Origin of the sequence: Cognatilysobacter lacus, assembly GCF_008274655.1 — a bacterium.
GTDB classification, from domain to species: domain Bacteria; phylum Pseudomonadota; class Gammaproteobacteria; order Xanthomonadales; family Xanthomonadaceae; genus Cognatilysobacter; species Cognatilysobacter lacus.
Genome location: NZ_VTRV01000010.1, coordinates 13,476 through 33,625, shown reverse-complemented (window position 1 = coordinate 33,625; position 20,150 = coordinate 13,476). Strand labels below are relative to the sequence as shown.

At 67.3% G+C, this 20,150-nt stretch carries 20 protein-coding genes; 5 read left to right on the top strand and 15 right to left on the bottom strand.

Annotated features, from left to right (window positions below; translation table 11 throughout):
* The 6 genes from bamB to ndk form a co-directional block, all read right to left on the bottom strand.
* Window positions 1-884, bottom strand: an 884-nt coding sequence (gene bamB, locus FW784_RS01985; protein WP_149351678.1) for an outer membrane protein assembly factor BamB, incomplete at its 3' end; no start/stop codon positions are given.
* Window positions 885-895: 11 nt separating this feature from the next.
* Complete coding sequence (locus FW784_RS01980) at window positions 896-1,519, bottom strand: YfgM family protein (RefSeq protein ID WP_149351677.1); 624 nt, start codon at window positions 1,517-1,519, stop codon at window positions 896-898.
* An 87-nt stretch (window positions 1,520-1,606) separates the two neighbouring features.
* The gene (locus FW784_RS01975) at window positions 1,607-2,383 is read right to left on the bottom strand and encodes a helix-turn-helix domain-containing protein (RefSeq protein WP_149351676.1); all 777 of its coding nucleotides are present in this window, start codon (window positions 2,381-2,383) and stop codon (window positions 1,607-1,609) included.
* Window positions 2,380-3,198 carry a type IV pilus biogenesis/stability protein PilW gene (gene pilW / locus FW784_RS01970; RefSeq protein ID WP_149351675.1) on the bottom strand — a complete coding sequence of 273 codons (819 nt, stop codon included), beginning with the start codon at window positions 3,196-3,198 and terminating at the stop codon, window positions 2,380-2,382. Before pilW ends, FW784_RS01975 begins: the two co-directional genes overlap by 4 nt.
* Entirely contained in the window at window positions 3,185-4,426 is a 1,242-nt protein-coding gene (gene rlmN / locus FW784_RS01965) for a dual-specificity RNA methyltransferase RlmN (protein ID WP_149351674.1), read from the bottom strand. Before rlmN ends, pilW begins: the two co-directional genes overlap by 14 nt.
* 10 nt (window positions 4,427-4,436) lie before the next feature.
* On the bottom strand, window positions 4,437-4,862 hold the full coding sequence (gene ndk / locus FW784_RS01960) for a nucleoside-diphosphate kinase (protein ID WP_149351673.1): 426 nt from the start codon (window positions 4,860-4,862) through the stop codon (window positions 4,437-4,439).
* A gap of 215 nt (window positions 4,863-5,077) precedes the next feature.
* Between ndk and FW784_RS01955 the strand changes: the two genes are divergently transcribed.
* From FW784_RS01955 to FW784_RS01945, 3 genes are read left to right on the top strand one after another with little or no spacing between them, the layout of a single operon-like run.
* Window positions 5,078-5,716, top strand: a complete 639-nt coding sequence (locus FW784_RS01955) for a TetR/AcrR family transcriptional regulator (protein ID WP_149351672.1) — start codon at window positions 5,078-5,080, stop codon at window positions 5,714-5,716.
* Between the two features lie 26 nt (window positions 5,717-5,742).
* Window positions 5,743-8,112, top strand: a complete 2,370-nt coding sequence (locus FW784_RS01950) for a 3-hydroxyacyl-CoA dehydrogenase/enoyl-CoA hydratase family protein (RefSeq protein WP_149351671.1) — start codon at window positions 5,743-5,745, stop codon at window positions 8,110-8,112.
* A 56-nt stretch (window positions 8,113-8,168) separates the two neighbouring features.
* Window positions 8,169-9,380 (top strand): acetyl-CoA C-acyltransferase, encoded by a 1,212-nt coding sequence (locus tag FW784_RS01945; RefSeq protein WP_149351670.1) that lies wholly within the window; start codon window positions 8,169-8,171, stop codon window positions 9,378-9,380.
* Between the two features lie 177 nt (window positions 9,381-9,557).
* On the opposite strand, the gene FW784_RS01940 is transcribed toward FW784_RS01945, so the two are convergent.
* The 9 genes from FW784_RS01940 to cmk all read right to left on the bottom strand — a co-directional run bounded on the left by FW784_RS01940 (window position 9,558) and on the right by cmk (window position 19,329).
* Window positions 9,558-9,851, bottom strand: a complete 294-nt coding sequence (locus tag FW784_RS01940; RefSeq protein WP_205123543.1) for a hypothetical protein — start codon at window positions 9,849-9,851, stop codon at window positions 9,558-9,560.
* A 90-nt stretch (window positions 9,852-9,941) separates the two neighbouring features.
* Window positions 9,942-11,243 (bottom strand): NAD(P)/FAD-dependent oxidoreductase, encoded by a 1,302-nt coding sequence (locus FW784_RS01935; protein WP_149351669.1) that lies wholly within the window; start codon window positions 11,241-11,243, stop codon window positions 9,942-9,944.
* Between the two features lie 38 nt (window positions 11,244-11,281).
* Window positions 11,282-12,181: a UTP--glucose-1-phosphate uridylyltransferase GalU gene (galU, locus tag FW784_RS01930; RefSeq protein ID WP_149351681.1), complete on the bottom strand. Its 900-nt coding sequence runs from the start codon at window positions 12,179-12,181 to the stop codon at window positions 11,282-11,284.
* Window positions 12,182-12,219: 38 nt separating this feature from the next.
* Window positions 12,220-14,127 (bottom strand): polysaccharide biosynthesis protein, encoded by a 1,908-nt coding sequence (locus tag FW784_RS01925; RefSeq protein WP_235893534.1) that lies wholly within the window; start codon window positions 14,125-14,127, stop codon window positions 12,220-12,222.
* Between the two features lie 7 nt (window positions 14,128-14,134).
* On the bottom strand, window positions 14,135-15,103 hold the full coding sequence (locus FW784_RS01920) for an MraY family glycosyltransferase (RefSeq protein WP_187770637.1): 969 nt from the start codon (window positions 15,101-15,103) through the stop codon (window positions 14,135-14,137).
* Window positions 15,100-16,275: a lipopolysaccharide assembly protein LapB gene (gene lapB, locus FW784_RS01915; protein WP_149351667.1), complete on the bottom strand. Its 1,176-nt coding sequence runs from the start codon at window positions 16,273-16,275 to the stop codon at window positions 15,100-15,102. Before lapB ends, FW784_RS01920 begins: the two co-directional genes overlap by 4 nt.
* A 78-nt stretch (window positions 16,276-16,353) precedes the next feature.
* Complete coding sequence (locus FW784_RS01910; protein ID WP_149351666.1) at window positions 16,354-16,656, bottom strand: integration host factor subunit beta; 303 nt, start codon at window positions 16,654-16,656, stop codon at window positions 16,354-16,356.
* Between the two features lie 119 nt (window positions 16,657-16,775).
* Window positions 16,776-18,515: a 30S ribosomal protein S1 gene (rpsA, locus tag FW784_RS01905; protein ID WP_268890876.1), complete on the bottom strand. Its 1,740-nt coding sequence runs from the start codon at window positions 18,513-18,515 to the stop codon at window positions 16,776-16,778.
* Between the two features lie 142 nt (window positions 18,516-18,657).
* Complete coding sequence (gene cmk, locus FW784_RS01900) at window positions 18,658-19,329, bottom strand: (d)CMP kinase (RefSeq protein ID WP_149351664.1); 672 nt, start codon at window positions 19,327-19,329, stop codon at window positions 18,658-18,660.
* A 206-nt stretch (window positions 19,330-19,535) separates the two neighbouring features.
* On the opposite strand from cmk, the gene ykgO reads away from it, so the two are divergent.
* Both ykgO and FW784_RS01890 read left to right on the top strand, forming a co-directional pair.
* Window positions 19,536-19,661 (top strand): type B 50S ribosomal protein L36, encoded by a 126-nt coding sequence (gene ykgO / locus FW784_RS01895; RefSeq protein WP_005913193.1) that lies wholly within the window; start codon window positions 19,536-19,538, stop codon window positions 19,659-19,661.
* A 163-nt stretch (window positions 19,662-19,824) separates the two neighbouring features.
* The gene (locus FW784_RS01890) at window positions 19,825-20,148 is read left to right on the top strand and encodes a hypothetical protein (protein WP_149351663.1); all 324 of its coding nucleotides are present in this window, start codon (window positions 19,825-19,827) and stop codon (window positions 20,146-20,148) included.
* Window positions 20,149-20,150: the final 2 nt, after the last annotated feature.

Genomic DNA, 20,150 nt, shown 5'->3' with positions numbered 1-20,150 from the left:
GGCCGCCCCGGGCCGCCGTGCTCGGCGGTCCAGACCGGGCGGCCGTTGGGCGCGTCGATCGCGGCCGTTGAATGCTTGAGACTCGTTGCGTAGAGCGCGCCGCCTTCGAGCACCGGCGTTCCGTCGACATCGGCGATGCGCTCGAGCTCGTTACGACCCTCGGGCTGCGCGATCGGGAGCTCCCACAGCGGCCGACCGTCGTTCGCGGCGAGCATCGCGACGGTGCCGTCGTCGTTACCGACGAACACCACGCCCGGGCCTGCGGCGACGCTGTCGTTCCCGCGCGCGGTGAGGTTCGGCAGCTCGCGGTTCCAGAACCACCGGCGCTCGCCGGTACCGGCGTCAAATGCGGTGACGCGGCCATCGACCGTGCGCACGAACACGCGGCCCTGCGCGATCGTCGGCGCCGAGATCACCTCGTTGCTGACCTTGGCAGTCCACTTCTCGGTGCCGGTCGCTTCGTCGAGTGCTATGACCTCGCCCTCGAGGCCGCCGACCACCACCAGGCCTTCGCCGACGCCGGGACCTCCGGACACCTTCACCTTGGTGTCGTGGTGCCAGACAGACTTGCCCGTCTGCAGGTCGAGCGCGTAGACACCGCCCGCGACCGCCGCGGCGAACACGCGGCCGCCGTCGACGACCGGGCCCTGGCGCAGCCCCAGCCGGCCTTCACCCGCGCCCACGTCGGTGCTCCAGAGCTGGGAAACGTTGAGCGTAGGCGTGATGGCAACCAGCTCCATCGGCTTGGCGGCCTTCTTGCCGGAGTCCTTGCCGCTGAACCAGCCGCCGACGGTCGAGCAACCCGACAGCGCGACCACGGCAAGCACGAGGGCCAGCCGCGCGAAGCGGCGCCCGGTCGGAGAAGAGGGGCGAGCGGAATTCATGGGGGATGGCCTCACGGTGTCTGCGGCTGGGCGGGCACGCCGCCGACCTGGGTGTACTTGAGCTCGATCAGGCGACGGTCGGGCGAGCCGACGTCGGTCTTCGCGAGCGCCTTGCGGTACGAATCGCGCGCGGCGTCGACTTGACCGAGCACGAACTGCGCGTCGCCGCGGAGATCTAGGCTCGCGGCATCGGTCGCATCGAGCGACTTCAGCGCGTCGGCGGCCTTGCCCGAATCGATCTGCAGCCGCGCGATGCGGCGCCGGAATATCGCGGCAAGCGCCGTATCGGACGGCATCGAGCGCTGCAACGTGGCGATCGCGCCGGCGTCGTCCTTCGCTTCAGCCTGCGCCTTGGCGAGGCGGAGCGCGGCGAGACTGCGGTAGATGCCCGCGGGCAGCGCCTGGACGCGCCCGGCAGCCTTGACGCCGTCGCGGTCGATCGCGTCCACGGCAGTCTGGAACGTGTCCGCCTGACGCATCTGCGCCTGCGCTTCGCGTTGCTGCCACCATTTCCAGCCGCCAACCGCGGCCAGGCCGAGCAGGACGCCGCCGATCAGGCCGCCGCCATTGCGGCGCAGCCATTCCTGGACGCGCCTGCTCTGTTCGTGTTCGTCGAGAATTTCGTCGATCGCCATGCTGTCTCGCCCTGCGACGAGCGCAGGGACCGCTGGAGGACTGGGCCTCGCGCGGGGTCGGCCGCGACATCCGGCCGACAGGCGGGATCAGGGCGCGGACGGCGCGAGGGAACCGTCAGAGGATAGCGTAAAGCGCGCGACATTCGCTCGGGTGTATGGCGCGAGGTCGACCGGCAGCCCCTGCACCTGCAGCCGCACCGCGGCCGCGTTACCGAGCACAAGGCGCGACACGGCATCCGACTGGACCGAGCGGCTCTGGCCGGCGTGCATCAGGCCTTTCTCGACGATCGAGCCATCGGCGTCGAAAAGTTGCACCCAGCTGTCGCCGTCGAACTGGATCTCGACCGGCGCGGCCGCCGGCGTGGCGGCAGGCATCGACGCAATGGACGCGACCATCGGCGTGCGGACGGCGGGTTCGACCTGCGACGTCTGCGACGGCGAGATATCGAGCGGGGCGACCGCCGTAGCGCCATCGCCGTGCGCGCGTGTCGCAAGCCAGACGGGAACCACCAGCGACGCCGTCAGCACGATGTAGACGGCCCGGCGCACCAGGTTCTCGGCCACGTAGCGATACCTGGGCACGTGCGCGTGGCTCACCAGGCTCGGGATCTGGGTCGTGGTGAACGGGCTCGGTAGTGCCTCGTCGTCCAGGCAGATTCCAAGCATGCGCGCGTAGCTTCGAGCGTGGCCGCGGACGAAGACCGGCGGACCGAGACGGTCCCAGTCACCACTTTCCAGCGTTTCCAGCGCATGGACAGGCAATTTCATCCGGGCCGAAGCCTCGGAAAGGTCATAGCCGGACGCTTCTCGCGCCCGCTTCAAACGCTCGCCGGCGGCAGAACCGGCAGAGTGCGTGGTCGTCATCGTTTATCCCCACTGGGACGGGAGTTTGGGGGAAACTCCGTCCGCAGGCGGGCAACGTAGCGCGCGGCAGCGGCCGTGTCGCCAAGAGATTGCTCAATTTGTGACGCCAGCTGCAACGTTTCGGCGTCCGCCGGTGCCGCCGACAGCCGCCGCTCGATGAAGCCCCGCGCTTCCAGCGCATTCCCACGCGCGTAGGCCCGCTTGGCCAGCGTGGTCAAAGCAAGCGGCGTGGTCGGGTCGATTTCTAGCGACCTGCGGGCGGCTGACTCGGCGCGGTCGCCCTGCCCCGCCTCGACGGCGCAGGAAGCCTCGTTGGCCAATGCCGCGGCCGGTGTTTCGTAGCCAGCGGCTGCCACGGCGCGCTCGAACCAGTCGAGCGATTCGCCCGACTTGCCGTTCGAACACAGCCAGATTCCATAGTTGTTGAGCAACGAGCCATGGGTGGGCGCGAGTTCGGCCGCGCGGCGATAGTGCGGGCCGGCTTCCGCTGCGCGGCCGAGCTGGTCGAGCCCCAGCGCGAGCAGGCTGTGAGCGTCGGCGGAGGCTTCGTCCGCCTTGAGCGCGCGCTCGGCCGCCGATACCGCACCCGCCGTGTCGCCCGACATCAGGCGGGACTGCGCCACCTGCGTCATCGTAAACGCGGTGTCATGCGCCTTCGAACGAGGGTCTATGTGGACCTGCGTCGCGATCTGCTCGTAGTGGCCGCGATTGACGTTGGGCTTGATGAAAGTGAGGCGGCTGCAGGCGGATGCGAGGAGCACGGCGGCGATCAGGAAAACGGCTGTCGCGGGCTTCGCCACGTCACGCTGCTGCATCACCACGCTCCTGCTGTCCGAGACTGCGGCGGAATTCGGAATTCCGGCGGGTGCGATCCATGACCTGGCCCTTGAGCTGGCCGCAGGCCGCGTCGATGTCGTCGCCGCGCGTGCGGCGCACCGGCGCGATCATGCCGGTGTCGTTGAGCAGCTTCTGGAACGCGCGGATCGCCTGGTCGGTCGGGCGCTCGAAGCGCGTGCCAGGAAACGGGTTGAACGGGATCAGGTTGACCTTGGCAGCGCCCTTCATCTGCACCGAACGGTCGAAGCTGCGCATCAGCTGCACAAGCTGGCGCGCGTGCTGCGGCTGGTCGTTGACGCCCTTCATCAGCGTGTATTCGAACGTCACCGAGGTGCCCGGCTTGCGCAGCGCATACCGCACGCAGGCATCCATCAGCATCTCGATGGGGTACTTCTTGTTGAGCGGCACGAGTTCGCTGCGAAGCTCGTCGTTCGCTGCATGCAGTGACACGGCCAACGATACGTCGCTGAGCTCGCCCAGCTTGTCGATCTGCGGAACCATGCCGGCAGTCGACAGCGTGACGCGCTTGTTCGCAAGGCCGTACCCGAGGTCGTCGCGCATGATGCTCATGGCGCGGACGACGTTGTCGAAATTCGCTAGCGGCTCACCCATGCCCATCATCACGACGTTCGTGAGCCTGCGCTGCTGGTGCGGCACATTTCCGAGATGCCGCGCCGCTATCCAGACCTGGCCGATGATTTCAGCGGTCGACAGGTTGCGGTTGAAACCCTGCGTGGCGGTCGAGCAGAACTGGCAGTTCAGCGCGCATCCGACCTGAGAGGACACGCACAGCGTGCCGCGGCCCTTGTCGGGGATGAACACGGTCTCGATCGCATTCTTCGCGTCCATGCCGAGCAGCCACTTGTGCGTGCCGTCCTCGGACGCCTTGTCGAGCACGACCGACGGCGCGTGCACATGCGCGTGCTGCTCGAGCTTCGCGCGCAGCGCCTTCCCGAGGTCCGTCATGTCGGAGAAATCGGTCACGTAGCGGTGGTGGATCCACTTCATGACCTGGTGCGCGCGATAGCGCTTCTCGCCCAGTACCTGCTCGAAGAAATCTTCCAGCTGCACGCGCTCGAGGTCGAAGAGGTTGGTCCTCTTCGGCTCGACCTTCGGGACAGGCACGTCCGCGCGCGCAGCCGCGTTCGTCGGCACGGCGGGCGCCGTGTCGACCAGCGTGGCGTTGATGTCGCGGGACGTGCTCATCGGCTCTCTCTCAGCGCCCGTAGACGTCGGTCTGCGGGAAGAAATAGGCGATCTCCGTCGCGGCGTTTTCCTGGCTGTCGGAGCCGTGCACGGCGTTCGCGTCGATGGAATCGGCGAAGTCGGCGCGGATCGTGCCCGGTGCGGCGTCCTTCGGGTTGGTGGCGCCCATCAGCTCGCGGTACCTGGCAACGGCATTGTCGCCTTCCAGCACCTGGATCATGACCGGTCCGGACGCCATGAATTCGACGAGTGCGTTGAAGAACGGGCGCTCGCGGTGCACGGCGTAGAAGCCCTCGGCCTCCTGACGCGAAAGCTGCTTCATCTTCGCAGCGACGACCTTCAGGCCGGCCTGCTCGAAGCGGGCGTAGATCTGGCCGATGACGTTCTTGGCGACCGCGTCGGGCTTGATGATGGAAATGGTGCGCTCCAGCGCCATGTGAATCTCTCCGGGTTGGCGGGCGCCTTTGCGTGTCAGCGCCCAAGATAACAAGAAAAACCCGCGTAGTTACGCGGGTTTAGCCGAGCTGGCAGGCTGTGATTCTACGCGTTCAGGGGGCCTGCTTGAAAGCGGCCGGCGGCCCCGCGGCCACCACCATTGACCCCCGTATGGTCCGGGACTACCATCAAACAAGCGTTTGATTAGGCCTGCTGATGTCGACCCCCGCTCCCTTCTCCACCAAGGACCGCATTCTCGGCGCCGCCGAGGAGCTGTTCGCGCAGTACGGCTTCAGCGGAACGTCGCTGCGACAGGTCACCAGCCGCGCAGACGTCAATATCGCGGCGGTCAATTACCACTTCGGCAGCAAGGAAAACCTCGTCAACGAGGTTTTCCGCCGCCGCATGGACGAGATGACCGACAACCGGCTGGCCGCGCTGAAGGCCGCGGTCGAAGCCGGGCCCGCGGAGCTCGAGCCGATCCTCGCCGCGTTCGTCGAGCCGGCGCTGGCAATGGCACAGGATCGACACGGCGGCGCCTCGTTCATGCGGGTGATCGCGCGGGCCTACGCCGAGAAGAACGACGCGCTGCGCAAGTTCCTGTCGGACCACTACGGCCATGTGTTGCGCGATTTCGCCAAGGCGATCTCCGCGGTCGTGCCGGAGCTGAGCAAGGAGGAGCTGTACTGGCGCCTCGACTTCCTGGCCGGCTCGCTCACCTACGCGATGTCCGATTTCGGCCTGATCAAGCGGCCGTCCGGCACGTCCGACGCCGCCCACCGCGCCCGTGCGGCGCGCGAGCTCATCCGTTTCGCCGCCGCCGGCTTCCGCTGCCGGCCGGTCGACCTTTCCTGATTTCCCCAACCGGGACCACCACCGCCATGTCGAAGAAACTGCTTGTCCGTCGCGCTGCCGTGCTGGGTGCGGGCGTCATGGGCGCACAGATAGCCGCGCACCTGACCAACGCCGGCGTCGATACCGTGCTGTTCGACCTTCCGGCCAAGGAAGGAGATCCGAACGGCATCGCCGCGCGCGCCATCGCCAATCTCGCGAAGCTGAGCCCTGCCCCGCTCGCGGACAAGGCACTCGCCGATCGCATCACGCCAGCCAACTACGACACCGGGCTCGACCTGCTGCGCGGCTGCGACCTCGTCATCGAGGCCATCGCCGAGCGCATGGACTGGAAGCAGGACCTCTACCGGAAGATCGCGCCGTTCGTGCCGGCGCACGCGGTGCTGGCCAGCAACACGTCCGGCCTGGGCATCAATGCGCTGGCGGACGTGCTGCCCGAGGAAATGCGCCACCGCTTCCTGGGCGTGCACTTCTTCAACCCGCCGCGTTACATGCATCTCGCCGAGCTGATTCCGGCGAAGACCACCGACGCGGATGTCATCGAAGGCCTCGAGTCGTTCCTGGCCACGACCCTCGGCAAGGGCGTGGTGATCGCCAAGGACACCCCGAACTTCATCGGCAACCGCATCGGCGTGTTCTCGATGCTGGCGGCGATGCACCATACCGAACGCCTGGGCCTGGGGTTCGACACGGTCGACTCGCTGACCGGCCCCGCCATCGGCCGCCCGAAGTCCGCGACGTATCGCACCGCCGACGTGGTCGGCCTCGACACCATGGCGCACGTCATCAAGACGATGGCGGACACGCTGCCGGATGATCCGTGGCATGCGTACTTCAACGCGCCCGTGTGGCTCGCCGGCCTCGTCGAAAAGGGCGCGCTCGGCCAGAAGACGGGCGCCGGTTTCTACACCAAGCGCGGCAAGGACATCCTCGTGCTCGACGTCGCGGCACGCGACTACCGTCCCACCGCGGGCGAACTCGACCCGGAGGTCGCGGCGATCCTCAAGGAACGCGACCCCGCGAAGAAGTTCGCCGCGTTGCGTGCCAGCGGGAACCCGCAGGCGCAGTTCCTGTGGTCGGTCTTCCGGGACACGTTCCACTACAGCGCCTTCCATCTCCAGGACATCGCCGACACTGCGCGCGACGTCGACTTCGCGATGCGATGGGGCTACGGCTGGTCGCAGGGTCCGTTCGAGACGTGGCAGGCCGCCGGCTGGAAACAGGTCGCGGCGTGGATCGCGGAGGACGTCGCGGCGGGCAAGGCGATGGCGAACGCGCCTCTGCCGGCATGGGTGAACGCGCGTGACGGCGTGCATGAAGCCGCCGGCAGTTTCAGCCCGGCCCGCGGCTCGTCCGTTGCACGTTCGACGAACCCGGTCTACCAACGCCAGCGCTTCCCGGACGCGCTTCTCGGTGAGCGTTTCGAACCGGGTCGCACGGTGTTCGAGAACGACGGCGTGCGCCTGTGGGCCGACGCGGACGACATCGCGGTGGTCAGCTTCAAGACCAAGATGCACACGGTCTCCGACAAGGTGCTGGACGGCCTGCAGGAGGCCATCTCGATCGCCGAGGGCGACTTCGCCGGCCTGGTGATCTGGCAGCCGAATGAACCCTTTTCCGCGGGCGCGGATCTCGCGGGCGCGCTCGGCCTGCTGCAGGCGGGCGACGTTGCCGGCTTCGAGTCGATGGTCGAGGACTTCCAGCGCACCAGCCAGCGCATCAAGTATTCACTCGTTCCCGTCGTCGCCGCGGTGCGCGGGCTGGCGCTCGGTGGCGGCTGCGAGTTCCAGATGCATGCGGCGCGGACGGTGTTCGGGCTCGAAAGCTATGTCGGACTCGTCGAGGCGGGCGTAGGCCTGCTGCCCGCGGGCGGCGGCCTGAAGGAGTTCGCGGTACGCGCATCGGAAACCGCCGGCCCCGGCGGCGATGTCTTCCCGCACCTCAAGACGGCGTTCGAAAGCGTGGCGATGGCGAAGGTGTCCTCCTCGGCGTTCGAGGCGAAGTCGCTCAGGCTCGCCCGCCAGGACGACGCGATCGTCTTCAACGCACATGAACTGCTGCACGTGGCGAAGGCGCAGGCGCGCGCGCTTGCCGAGGGCGGCTATCGCCCGCCGCTGCCCGCGCGCAACGTCACGGTTGCAGGCGACGTCGGAATTGCCACGCTCCAGATGATGCTCGTCAACATGCTCGAAGGCATGTTCATCTCGCCGCACGACTACGAGATCGCGACCCGCATCGCCACGGTCATGTGCGGCGGCATGGTCGACCGCGGCTCGGTGGTCGACGAGGAATGGCTGCTCAAGCTCGAGCGCCAGCACTTCGTCGAGCTCGCGCAGATGCCGAAGACGCAGGAGCGCATCGCGCACATGCTCAAGACGGGCAAGCCGCTTCGCAATTGAGGTTCGAAGGCCCTGCCCTTGCGAATCGACCTTAGAGCCTCACGAGAGAAACGAACATGAGCAAGCAAGTCCAGGACGCGTACATCGTCGCCGCCACCCGCACGCCGGTCGGCAAGGCGCCGCGCGGCGTGTTTCGCAATACCCGCCCCGACGACATGCTGGCGCACGTGCTGCGCAGCGTGGTCGGACAGGCGCCCGGAATCGATACCGGCCGCATCGACGACGCCATCATCGGCTGCGCGATGCCCGAAGCCGAGCAAGGCATGAACGTCGCCCGCATCGGTGTGCTGCTGGCGGGCCTGCCCGACGGCGTGGCCGCGCAGACGATCAACCGCTTCTGTTCCTCGGGCCTGCAGGCGGTCGCGCTCGCAGCCGACCAGGTGCGCCTCGGCAACGCGGACCTGATCCTTGCCGGCGGCACCGAATCGATGTCCATGGTGCCGATGATGGGCCACAAGATCGCGCTCAATCCGCGCGTCTTCAGCAAGGATGAAGACCACATCGCGATTGCCTACGGCATGGGCATCACCGCCGAGAACGTGGCGAAGCAGTGGGGCATCTCGCGCGAGGCGCAGGACGAGTTTGCCGTGGCGTCCCATCGCAAGGCACTCGCGGCCATCGCGAACGGCGAGTTCCGCGACGAGATTTCGCCGTATGAAGTCGTGTCGCACGTGCCAGCGCTTTCCAGCAACACCATCCAGTTGCGCAAGCGCGTCGTCGACACCGACGAGGGCCCGCGCGCCGACACGTCGATGGAAGGCCTTGCCAAGCTGCGCCCGGTATTCAGGAACGGCCAGTTCGGCGGCTCGGTCACCGCCGGCAACTCGTCGCAGATGAGCGATGGCGCCGCGGCGGTGCTGATCGCGTCGGAGCAGGCGATCAAGGACTACGGGCTTACGCCCCTCGCCCGCTTCGTCAGCTTCTCGGTTGCAGGCGTGCCGCCGCACATCATGGGCATCGGCCCGAACGCGGCCATTCCGAAGGCCCTCAAGCAGGCCGGGTTGACGCGCGACCAGCTCGACTGGATCGAGCTCAACGAGGCATTCGCCGCGCAGGCGCTTGCGGTCATCAGGGATTCGGAACTCGATCCGTCGAAGATCAACCCGCTCGGCGGTGCGATCGCACTCGGCCACCCGCTCGGTGCGACGGGGGCCGTTCGTACCGCGACGATCGTGCACGGCATGCGTCGCCGCCAGCTGAAGTACGGGATGGTGACGATGTGCATCGGCACCGGCATGGGCGCGGCGGGAATCTTCGAAGCGCTCTGACGCGCCGTTCGCACGTTCCCGTGGTGGTTTCGCCGGTGGAACAAAAAAAGGCGGCCAGGGGCCGCCTTTTTTCCTGTCGCGATGCCTTGTCTCTTCGCGGCTCACCGCGAAGCGCGATGCGACGCCTCGAATGCGGCCAAACGCGTCACGCGACGATTCGTCGGCGAGCCAATGACGTCACACCTTGCAGGCGACGAACTTTCCCTTCGAGTCCCGGCACGGCGCCTTCTTCGCGGGCGCGGCCGTGGCGCACGCAATGAACTTGCCCCTGCCGTCGCGGCAACGCGCCGCGGACGCCGTGCGTCGCGTTGGCTTGGCGACGGGTGCCGGCGCGGTGACTGCCGCACGCGTGGCGACCGTCGCCTTTGCGACCGGGGCCGCGTGGATCGCAGCGGACGCAGGAGGTGCCGCCGAAGCCGAGAAGCCGGCGCCCAGCAGGCAAGCGGCGGTGAACGCGAGAAGGCTGCGCATGAGCGTTGTCCCGAAGGGTGGCCAGATCGCCACGGACGGACTCTGCGACGCCCCGCGCATCACGGGCGTGGCCGCGACATTAACGATGCGTCATCCGGGACGGCGTTCGCTTCGTGCCTTGAGAGCGTCCCGCGCCTCGGCCCACCAGTAACTCGCCTGCGCGGCGGCGAAACCGAACGGCTTGTACGCGCGCTGCAGATCGTAGCGGGCCAGTCGCCGATACCGCGTATCCCCTTCCTCGATCGCCGAGGCGACGAGCTCCCCCGCCGCCGTGGTCGGCGCCACGCCGTGGCCCCCGAATGCCTGGGCGATCCACATGCCCGGCTCGGCTTCCATGACATGGGGCATCTCGTGCGGCGCGTAGCTCATCAGGCCGCTCCACGCGTGGTCGATGGCGACGCCGTCCAGCTGTGGGAAAACGCGGAGCATGTCGCGCACCAGCAGCTTCTCGACGTCCGCGGGAGCACGGTCCAGCACCGAGATCCTGCCGCCCCAGAGCAGGCGCGTGTCGGGCAGCGGGCGGTAATAGTCGAACGCGAACCGCGTGTCGTAGACGGCTGCGCTCGTGCGCAACACGTCGTGCATGCGCACGCCGAGTGGCTCGGTCACCATCACGTAGGTTGCGATCGGCAGGACCGCGCTGTCGACGCGCCGCCTCAAGCGGGCAAGATAGCCGCCGCACGCAAGCACGACGCTGCGCGCGCGCACCTCTCCGCCCGGCGTGGCGATGCGCCACGTCGCTCCATCGCGAACGATCGAGGTGGCGGGTGTCGCCTCGTGGACCTGCACGCCGCCGCGCTCGAGCACGCCGGCGATCCCGCGCGCGTATGCCAGCGGATGGAAGTGGAAGGCGCCGGGCTCGAACAAGCCTTCGCCGTAGCGTTCGCTCGCGATGCGCCTGCGCATTTCCGCGCGGTCGAGCCACTGCCAGTCCGCGCCAAAATGCGTGGCGAGCAACGCCTGTCGCGACCGCAGGGGCGTCGCGTCATTGAACCAGTTGGCCCAGATGACGCCGCCATCCGTGACATCGCAGGCAATCGCGTACCGGTCGATGCGCGCACGGATACGGTGCACGGCGTCGACCGTCCAACCGTAGACCTCCCGGGCAACGTCGCTTCCGAGATCCGCGAGCAGTCGCGATTCTCCGCGCGAGTACCCGCCGAAAACGAAGCCCCCGTTGCGGCCTGACGCGCCGAAACCGATGCTGTTCGACTCGAGCAGGACCACGTCGCGATTGCCGCGCTCGAGGAGCCCCAGCGCCGTATTGAGGCCGGCGAGACCGCCGCCCACCACGCAGACGTCGCAGTCGGAACGCCCGGACAGCGGCCGAGGAGGCGGCGCCGCGCCGGCAGTGGCAGTGGCAGTGTAGTAATCACCCGCGTATCGAGGCATTGCGCGAGCGTGGCGCGCGCCGACGCGGGTGTCCAGCGTCAGGGCAGTTCGACGACGCCCAGCTCGACGAGCGCACTGCGCATCATCTCGGCGGCCGCATCGCTGAGCTTCTCGTGATCGAGTGCGTAGCGGATCGTTGCTTCGATCAGGCCGATATGCGTTCCGCAGTCGAATCGCGTCCCGCGGAAGCGGTATGCGTCGACGCATTCTTCCTTCAGCAGGCGATCGATCGCGTCGGTCAGCTGGATCTCGCCACCGGCGCCGGGCGTCGTCTGCTCGAGCAGTTCGAATATGCGCGGCGAAAGGATGTATCGCCCGACGACGGCCAGGTGGCTGGGCGCATCCTCCGGCGCAGGCTTCTCGACGATGCGCTCGATACGCCCCTGGCGGTTCGCGAAATCGCGTGTCGCCACGATGCCGTAGCTGGCGGTTTTCTCGGGCGGAACGTCCTGCACGGCAATGACGCTACACGCGCTCTCGACGGCCGCGTCGGCCATCTGCCGAAGCGCGCCGGGCCCACGGTTCCAGATCAGGTCATCGGGGAGCACCACCGCGAATGGCTCGTTGCCGATTACTTCCTTCGCGCACAACACGGCATGCCCGAGACCGAGGGCTTCGGTCTGGGTGACGAAAATCGTCCTGACACCGGGCGGCAACACATGGCGCACGAGCTCGAGCTGTTCGAACTTGCCGGCCTGCTCGAGCTTCTGTTCGAGTTCGTACGCCTTGTCGAAATAGTCCGCGACGGCGTGCTTGTAGCGATTGGTGATGAACACCAGCGTGTCGCAGCCGGCCTCGATCGCCTCGTCGACCGCGTACTGGATCAGCGGCTTGTCGATGATCGGGAGCATCTCCTTCGGCACCGTCTTGGTGGCGGGAAGGAAACGCGTGCCGAGCCCGGCAACGGGAAATACAGCCTTTCGAATGCGACGCGGGATGTTCGGTGTCATCGAGATGGGGTCGTGTGCGGAATCGGTCAGATCTTCCGCGACTGTCGTGCAGGAAATGCGACGACAGTAGCGCCGGTGCCGAGGTTGGTGCGCGTGTTGAGCGGTTCGAACTCGGGAACCGCATCGCGCAGCAGGCGCGCGAGTACGTCGATGTCGTAGCGCGCACAGGCGTCGGCGAAGTGGCCCAACTGTTCCACCACCTGAGTGCTGACGACCTTGCGCGGCTCGGCCTGCAGGATCTTCGGATGCTGCGTCGGGCGATATCGCTCGTCCGCATGGAACAGCGTCTCGTGCAGTTTCTCGCCCGGACGAAGCCCGGTGAAAACGATGGCGACATCGCGACCGGGCTGCTTGCCCGCCAGGCGGATCATCTGCTCGGCCAGCAGGCGGATCAGCACGGGCTCGCCCATGTCGAGCGTGTACACGGCTTCGTGCGTGCCGATCGCGGACGCCTGCAGGATGAGCTGGCAGGCTTCCGGAATCGTCATGAAGTAACGGGTGACATCCGGATCCGTGACGGTGACCGGCCCGCCCGCGCGGATCTGTTCGCGGAACAGCGGCACGACGCTGCCCGCGGAGTCGAGAACATTGCCGAAGCGCACGGTGACGAAGCGCGTCGGGCAGTCGGCGAGTGCCTGGCAGATGATCTCGGCCATGCGCTTGGTCGCGCCCAGCACGTTGACCGGGTCCACGGCCTTGTCGGTCGAGATAAGCACGAAAGTGCCGACCGAGGCTTCGCGGCAGGCCCGCGCGACGGTGTACGTGGCAAGCACGTTGTTGCGTACCGCTTCGCGCAGCTGTGTTTCGAGCATCGGCACATGCTTGTACGCCGCTGCGTGGAAGACCGCCTCGGGGGACGTGCGGCCGATCGCGTAATCGATGACGGAGCGGTCGCCGCAATCGCCGAGGATCGGGGTGATCTCGATCTCCGGGAAGTCGCGGCGCAGCGTCGACTCGGCGGTCATCAACGCGAGCTCGTCCATTTCGACGAGTGTGATGTGGCGGGCACCGTGCCGCGCGCACTGCCTGCACAGCTCAGCGCCGATCGAGCCGCCGGCGCCGGTAACGAGCACGGACCGACCGCCGAGCCATGCGCGGATGGCCTTCCAGTCCGGCAGGACCGGCTTGCGGCCCAGAAGGTCCTCGATCGCGACCTCCTTCAGCTCGCCCGGCAGCGAGCGGCCTTCAAGCACGTCCTGCAGGCGCGGCACCATGCGGAACGGAATCCCGCTGCGCTCGCAGATTCCGACAATGTTCTGCAGCGACGTGGCGTCGGCCGATGGCACCGCGATGACGACGAGTTGCGCCGCCGTCTCACGCGCGATTTCCGGCAGCTCCTCGATGCGACCGAGTACCGGAATGCCGTGCATCTTCGAGCCGCGCAGGCGCGGCGCGTCGTCCAGGAATCCGACGGGCTGATACGTGCCGAAGCGGCGCAGGTCGCGGACCAGCGCTTCGCCCGCCTGGCCGGCACCCAGCACCAGGACGCGCGTCGAGGAGGCGCGTCTACCCTCGGACTGCGCGTCCTTCCAAGCGCGATAGATGAGCCGTGGCGCGCCAAGCATGGCGGCGAGCACGATCGGGTACAGGACCAGCACGGCGCGCGGCACGGAGTCCATGCGGTCGTACAGGAACAACCCGAGCATGACGCCCAATACGCCGACGACCGACGCCTTGAGAATGTTCCAGAGGTCCGGGACGCTCGCGAACCGCCACAGGCCGCGATAGAGGCCGACCTTCCAGAAGACGAGCGCCTGCACCGCAAGAACGAGCGACGTCTGCACCGACCACAGCGGCAACACCGGCGCACTCGGCGCCACCGCGTAGCGCATCCAGTGCAGCCCGTTCCAGACCAGCCACACCATGGCGAGGTCGTGCGCGGCAATTGCAAATCGAGGCAGGCGCGCCTGCCAAGGGGACAGCGTTCGGCTCATCGATCCCTCATGACGATGCGTCGCGTTCCGTGGCGACCGGGCGCTGCAGCCTCAGCCACAGCAGTGCCGCGCTCGTATAGCACACGGCCAAGGACGCCATGGTATACGCCGGCCCCATCGGCGCGATCACGAGGCTGGCGACACTTGCCGACGCCGTCCATGCGGCGTAGGCAAGCGTGACCCGTGCGTGTCCGTGGCGACGGGCGAGCCCTTGGTAAAGATGCTGGGCGTGCGGCTCCCACCAGCGCTCGCGACGGAGCATTCGGCGCGAAAGCGTCAGGCCGGCGTCGACGAGGAATGCGGACAACGGAAGCGCCATCAACAGGCCGTTGAGCGGCCTTGCCGTGGCTACACCTGCGCATAGCCAAGCCACGATGAGTCCGAGCGCGCCGCTCCCTACATCCCCGAGGAAAATCCGTGCGCGGGGGAAGTTGAACGGCAGGAACGCGAGGCATGCAACGACAACCACGATGGCCGGGATGCGCATGCCGGGATCGACGGCCGCTACGGCCGCGGCTACCAGCGCCGCCTGGGACGCTGCGAGCCCGTTGATGCCGTCCATGAAGTTCCAGACATTGATCAGCACGACCACGCCGGCGAATACGGCAGCGAACAGCAACGGGGCAACCATCGGGTCGAACAAGGACCCGGCGACGGCGAGGCCTGCCGCCGCGTGGACCAGCAGTCGCCAACTGGCCGCCAGCGGCCGGTGGTCATCCCATGCGCCGACCAGGGCGACAGCGGCGAGCGCGATCGCGGCGAGCCAGGGCGTCCCCTGCGCCGCGGTCATCGCGAGCATCGCCGCCAGGACCGCAACGACCGGCCCGACCCCGCCCCCGCGTGGCGTGGCGACAGAGTGGCTGCGGCGCTCACCGGGAACATCCACGAGCTGGCGCGCGAGCGCATAACGACGCGCCAGGGCCGTGCCGCTGGCCGAAATGGCCGCGACGGTGACGAGCAAGGCGACCGTCTTCACACGACTGCGTAATTCAGCAGCGGCTTGACCGAACCCCACTCCTTGCAGCTCGGGCATTGCCAGTGGTGGCTGCGCGCGCCGAAGCCGCATCGCGTGCAGCGATAGCTCGGGTTGCGGACGAGCAGCTGGTCGGTGATGTGCTTGAGATCCACGAGCGTGGCTGTCGGATCGGTCTGCTCGGCGAGCGATAGCTCGATCAACGCCGCCTCGCCGCGGACCGAAGGCCGATCCTTCAACTGCTTCGCCAGGTAGGCGCGGGCCGTCGGCACCCCTTCCTCGCGCTCGATCATGCGCGTCAGCGCTAGCACGGGTGCGATGCCGCGATAGTGCTCGCACATCTCGGCGAGAAAGCTGCGCGCGCCCGGTCCGTCGCCGCCCGCCGCATAGCATTCGAGCAGCGGCGGCATCACTTCGGGCAGGTAATCCGGGTCGCTCCGGGCCACGCGTTCGAAGGACCGGATGGCCGCCGAGTGCCGTCCGGCATCCAGCTCGATTCGCCCTTCGAGCATGCCGGCGCGCACCGAATTTGCGTCGGCCTGGTAGGCGCGCGCAACCGCGTCGCGCGCCGCGGCGACATCCCCTGCCGCGCGCGAGCGATCAGCGAGTTCGCACTCGAAATGCGCCACCAGTTTGCCCATCGGCTCACCCGTCGCGTCCTCGAAACGACGTGCATTCTCGATCGCCTTCGCCCAGTCGCGTTCGGCCTGGTAGATGCCGATGAGGTGGCGCAGCGCGAGCGGCGCCAGGTCGAGCGCGACAAGCTCGCTGAAGACGGTCTCGGCGCGGTCGAGCAGACCGGACTTCATGTAGTCCTCGCCCAATGCGAGCAACGCCTGCACACGCTGCGCATCGGTCAGGTCGCTGCGCTGCACGAGCGACTGATGCAGCCGGATTGCACGATCGACCTCGCCGCGCCGACGGAACAAGTGCCCGAGCGCCACCTGCGTTTCGAAGGTGTCCTTGTCGAGTTCCGCTATATGCAGGAACAGCTCGATCGCTTTGTCGGGCTGCTCGTTGAGCAGGTAGTTCAGGCCGCGGAAATAGGTCGTCGAAAGGCGACTGACCTGGTCCTCGCTATGCAGCTTGCCGCCGCGCCGGCCGATGACCCAGCCCAGCACCGCTGCGATCGGTAGCAGCAGGAAGAACCAAACCCACTCGCTGATGAATTCCATGACGGGCTCCGTCTTTATCGGCGGGAGACTGGCCCCGGCGCGATGTGTGTAGGCAAGCCGGCACCTGGCCGGCCCACGTCAGCCGTCCTCGTCGATTGGTTGCGCGCCGCTGACGCGCTCGCGCAATTCCTTGCCGGGTTTGAAATGCGGGACATGCTTGCCGCGCAGCGCGACCGACTCGCCCGTCTTCGGATTGCGACCGACGCGCGGCGGACGATAGTGCAGGCAGAAGCTGCCGAAGCCGCGGATCTCGATGCGTTCACCGCCCGAGAGCGAACCGCTCATCATGTCCAGAAGCGACTTCACCGCGAGCTCTACGTCCTCAGCCTTCAGGTGGGCCTGACGCTGGGCGAGGATCTCGATGAGTTCGGACTTGGTCATGGAGGCTGGGAACCCGCGACGCCTGCAACTTCAGGAATTCTCGGGCTGCCCGCCATCGGGCGCCCGCACAAAAAGGGACGGCCCGACAGGGCCGGGCCGTCCCGGTTTACCGCGTGCGATTACTCGCCCTTCTGGCCGAGCTGCTCGCGCAGCAGCGCGCCGAGGCGCGTCGTGCCGCTCGCCGCATCCGACGACTGGCGGTTGTAGTCCGCCACGGCCTCGCTCTCTTCCGCGTAGTCCTTCGCCTTGATCGACAGCTGCATCTGGCGCGACTTGCGGTCGTTGCCGACGATCTTGGCCTCGACCTGGTCGCCGATCTTCAGCTTGGTCGTCGCGTCGTCGACGCGCTCGCGGGCGATGTCGCGGGCCTGGATATAGCCCTCGACGCCGTCCGACAGCTCGACGGTCGCACCCTTCGCGTCGACCGCCGTCACCGTGCCGCGCACGATCGAGCCGCGCGTGTTGGTGGCGACGAACGAACCCATCGGGTCCTGCTCCATCTGCTTGATGCCGAGCGAAATGCGCTCGCGTTCCGGATCGACCGCCAGGACGACAGCTTCAACCGTGTCGCCCTTCTTGAAGTTGCGGACCACGTCTTCGCCCGTGGTGTTCCACGAGATGTCGGACAGGTGCACCAGGCCGTCGATACCGCCGTCAAGGCCGATGAAGATGCCGAAGTCGGTGATCGACTTGACCTGGCCCTCGACCTTGTCGCCCTTGCGGTGAATTGCCGCGAAGGTTTCCCACGGATTGGACGAGACCTGCTTCATGCCGAGCGAGATGCGGCGACGCTCTTCGTCGACATCCAGCACCATCACTTCGACGTCGTCACCGACCTGCACGATCTTGGATGGGTTGACGTTCTTGTTCGTCCAATCCATCTCGGACACGTGCACCAGGCCCTCGACGCCCGGCTCGATCTCGACGAACGCGCCGTAGTCGGTGACGTTCGAGACCTTGCCGAACACGCGGCTGTTGGCCGGGTAGCGACGCGCGATGTTGTCCCACGGATCTTCGCCGAGCTGCTTCAGGCCGAGCGAAACGCGATTGCGCTCGCGATCGTACTTGAGCACGCGGACGTCGAGTTCCTGGCCGACTTCAACGACTTCGGACGGATGGCGCACGCGCTTCCACGCCATGTCGGTGATGTGCAGCAGGCCATCGATACCGCCGAGGTCGACGAACGCGCCGTAGTCGGTGAGGTTCTTGACGACGCCCTTCAGCACGGCGCCCTCGACCAGCTTCTCCATCAGCTGCTCGCGCTCTTCCGAGTGCTCGCTCTCGACGACGGCGCGGCGCGACACCACGATGTTGTTGCGCTTGCGGTCAAGCTTGATGAGCTTGAACTCGAGTTCCTTGCCCTCGAGGTAGCTCGAATCGCGCACGGGGCGCACGTCGACCAGCGAACCGGGCAGGAAGCCGCGGACGTCCTTGATGTCGACGGTGAAGCCGCCCTTGACCTTGCCGCTGATGCGGCCGGTGATTGTCTCGTTCTTCTCGAGGGCTTCCTCGAGTTCGTCCCACACCATCGCGCGCTTGGCCTTCTCGCGCGAAAGCACGGTCTCGCCGAAGCCGTTCTCGAGCGAGTCGAGCGCGACCTTGACTTCGTCGCCCACGCCCACGTCGATTTCGCCGGCGTCGTTCCGGAACTGTTCGATCGGCACGATGCCTTCGGACTTCAGGCCGGCGTTGATCACCACCACGTCGCCGCGGACTTCCACGACGATACCGGTGACGATCGAGCCCGGCTTCAGCTTCGCCAGGTTGGTCTGACTGGCTTCAAACAGTTCGGCAAATGATTCGGTCATTGGAGAATTAGCTCTGTTGGATACACGGGCCGTGCACGTGCCCAGCGGCATCGTCACGCGGCCCACCCGTTGAGTGGCGCGCGAAACCGCGCACCGTGCTGTTGGATATCCGCCGCAATGCGCGGCGGGCCGGCCTGCCGGGCGACGTGGGCGTACCGATCCGGAAGCGACTCCGTGCGGACCGCGTTGGCGGTTACCGCTTGACCAGGGACAACACGCGTTCGACCACCGCCTCGATGCCGGTGCCGGTGGTATCAATGCAGACGGCGTCTTCGGCCGGTCGCAGTGGCGCCACCGCGCGAGAGGCATCGCGGGCGTCGCGGGCAAGAATCTCCCGCAGCAGATCGCCCAAGTTAACCGAAACCCCCTTTTCCTTCAACTGCTTATACCGCCGCTCGGCCCGCTCCTCGGCGCTCGCCGTGAGGAAGACCTTGGTCGCCGCGTCGGGAAAGATCACGGTGCCCATGTCGCGGCCGTCGGCGACCAGGCCCGGCTGCTGGCGGAAGTTGCGCTGCCGCTCCTTCAGCGCCGTGCGGACCTCGGGAATGGCTGCGATCGCAGAAGCGGCCGCGCCGGCGGTCTCGGTGCGGATCTCGTCCGTGGCGTCACGGCCGTTTATGAGGATCCTCAGTTCCTGGCCGACCACCTCGAGGAAGTCGATGCGGCTGTCGAACGCGCACCGCACGAGTGCGCCGGGGTCGCTCAGGTCGAGGTCGTTCCAGCCCGCCGAGACCCCTACGGCCCGGTAGAGCGCCCCGGAATCCAGGTAATGCCACTCGAGATGCTGGGCGACCAGTCGGCTGATGGTGCCCTTGCCGGAGCCGGAGGGACCATCGATGGTGAGCACGGGGGCAGTGGGATCCATGGCGTCATTCTCGCCCGCCCGGCGGAAAATGCCCATTCACGACGCGCCGGGCGAACGCGCGGGAAAAATCGACGGGACCGCCGGCAGGCCTCGGGCCGACGACCGGGACGGCTTCGCGGTCCAAGCCGTTGATTATCAAACCATCACGCCGCTATAATGCGCGGCTTCGTTTGCCCGCTCCCATCTTTTTTGCCGAGGTTTCTCTCATGAAGGTCCTGTCCTCCCTGAAGTCGGCGAAGACCCGTCACCGCGACTGCAAGGTCGTTCGCCGCCGCGGCAAGGTCTTCGTGATCTGCAAGTCGAACCCGCGCTTCAAGGCTCGCCAGCGCTGATCGCGCAGGCTGTTCCGGTTCGCCGCAAAGCCGCCGAGAGGCGGCTTTTCGCGTTTCTGGGACCGGATCGGCCGGCGCCGGCTGCCAGAGGGCGCACCGACACTGCCGTCGCTGCATACAATCGCGATACATCCGTGTCGGGCGTCCCCCGAGGAGAGACAACATGATCCGTACTGTCGTGGCCGCTACCGCGCTCGCCCTTCTCTCCATCGGTTCACTGCATGCGGAGACGTTGCTTGTCGACCGCGTGAAGCACGAATCCCGCGCGATGCCGTCACGCGGCATGCGCGCGGCGGACGTCGAAAAGCGCTTCGGCGCGCCGCGCGACCGCCTGCAGCCGCGCGGCGGGCAGAAGCGCCAGTGGCCGACCATCCAGCGCTGGGTCTATCCCGCGTTTACCGTCTACTTCGAACACGGCCGCGTCGTTGACGCCGTCGCGAACAAAGCGACGCCCACCGAGATCGGCCCGAAACCGCCGATCCGCTGACG

Excerpts from the sequence above, each read along its gene's own strand:
- FW784_RS01950 (WP_149351671.1), top strand. The coding sequence starts at position 5,743 with ATGTCGAAGAAACTGCTTGTCCGTCGCGCTGCCGTGCTGGGTGCGGGC.
- FW784_RS01935 (WP_149351669.1), bottom strand. The coding sequence starts at position 11,243 with ATGCCTCGATACGCGGGTGATTACTACACTGCCACTGCCACTGCCGGC.
- FW784_RS01910 (WP_149351666.1), bottom strand. The coding sequence starts at position 16,656 with ATGACCAAGTCCGAACTCATCGAGATCCTCGCCCAGCGTCAGGCCCAC.
- FW784_RS01940 (WP_205123543.1), bottom strand. The coding sequence starts at position 9,851 with ATGCGCAGCCTTCTCGCGTTCACCGCCGCTTGCCTGCTGGGCGCCGGC.
- cmk (WP_149351664.1), bottom strand. The coding sequence starts at position 19,329 with ATGGATCCCACTGCCCCCGTGCTCACCATCGATGGTCCCTCCGGCTCC.
- FW784_RS01945 (WP_149351670.1), top strand. The coding sequence starts at position 8,169 with ATGAGCAAGCAAGTCCAGGACGCGTACATCGTCGCCGCCACCCGCACG.
- FW784_RS01975 (WP_149351676.1), bottom strand. The coding sequence starts at position 2,383 with ATGACGACCACGCACTCTGCCGGTTCTGCCGCCGGCGAGCGTTTGAAG.
- FW784_RS01955 (WP_149351672.1), top strand. The coding sequence starts at position 5,078 with ATGTCGACCCCCGCTCCCTTCTCCACCAAGGACCGCATTCTCGGCGCC.
- FW784_RS01890 (WP_149351663.1), top strand. The coding sequence starts at position 19,825 with ATGATCCGTACTGTCGTGGCCGCTACCGCGCTCGCCCTTCTCTCCATC.
- ykgO (WP_005913193.1), top strand. The coding sequence starts at position 19,536 with ATGAAGGTCCTGTCCTCCCTGAAGTCGGCGAAGACCCGTCACCGCGAC.
- lapB (WP_149351667.1), bottom strand. The coding sequence starts at position 16,275 with ATGGAATTCATCAGCGAGTGGGTTTGGTTCTTCCTGCTGCTACCGATC.
- FW784_RS01980 (WP_149351677.1), bottom strand. The coding sequence starts at position 1,519 with ATGGCGATCGACGAAATTCTCGACGAACACGAACAGAGCAGGCGCGTC.
- rpsA (WP_268890876.1), bottom strand. The coding sequence starts at position 18,515 with ATGCCGCTGGGCACGTGCACGGCCCGTGTATCCAACAGAGCTAATTCT.
- ndk (WP_149351673.1), bottom strand. The coding sequence starts at position 4,862 with ATGGCGCTGGAGCGCACCATTTCCATCATCAAGCCCGACGCGGTCGCC.
- rlmN (WP_149351674.1), bottom strand. The coding sequence starts at position 4,426 with ATGAGCACGTCCCGCGACATCAACGCCACGCTGGTCGACACGGCGCCC.
- pilW (WP_149351675.1), bottom strand. The coding sequence starts at position 3,198 with ATGCAGCAGCGTGACGTGGCGAAGCCCGCGACAGCCGTTTTCCTGATC.
- FW784_RS01925 (WP_235893534.1), bottom strand. The coding sequence starts at position 14,127 with ATGAGCCGAACGCTGTCCCCTTGGCAGGCGCGCCTGCCTCGATTTGCA.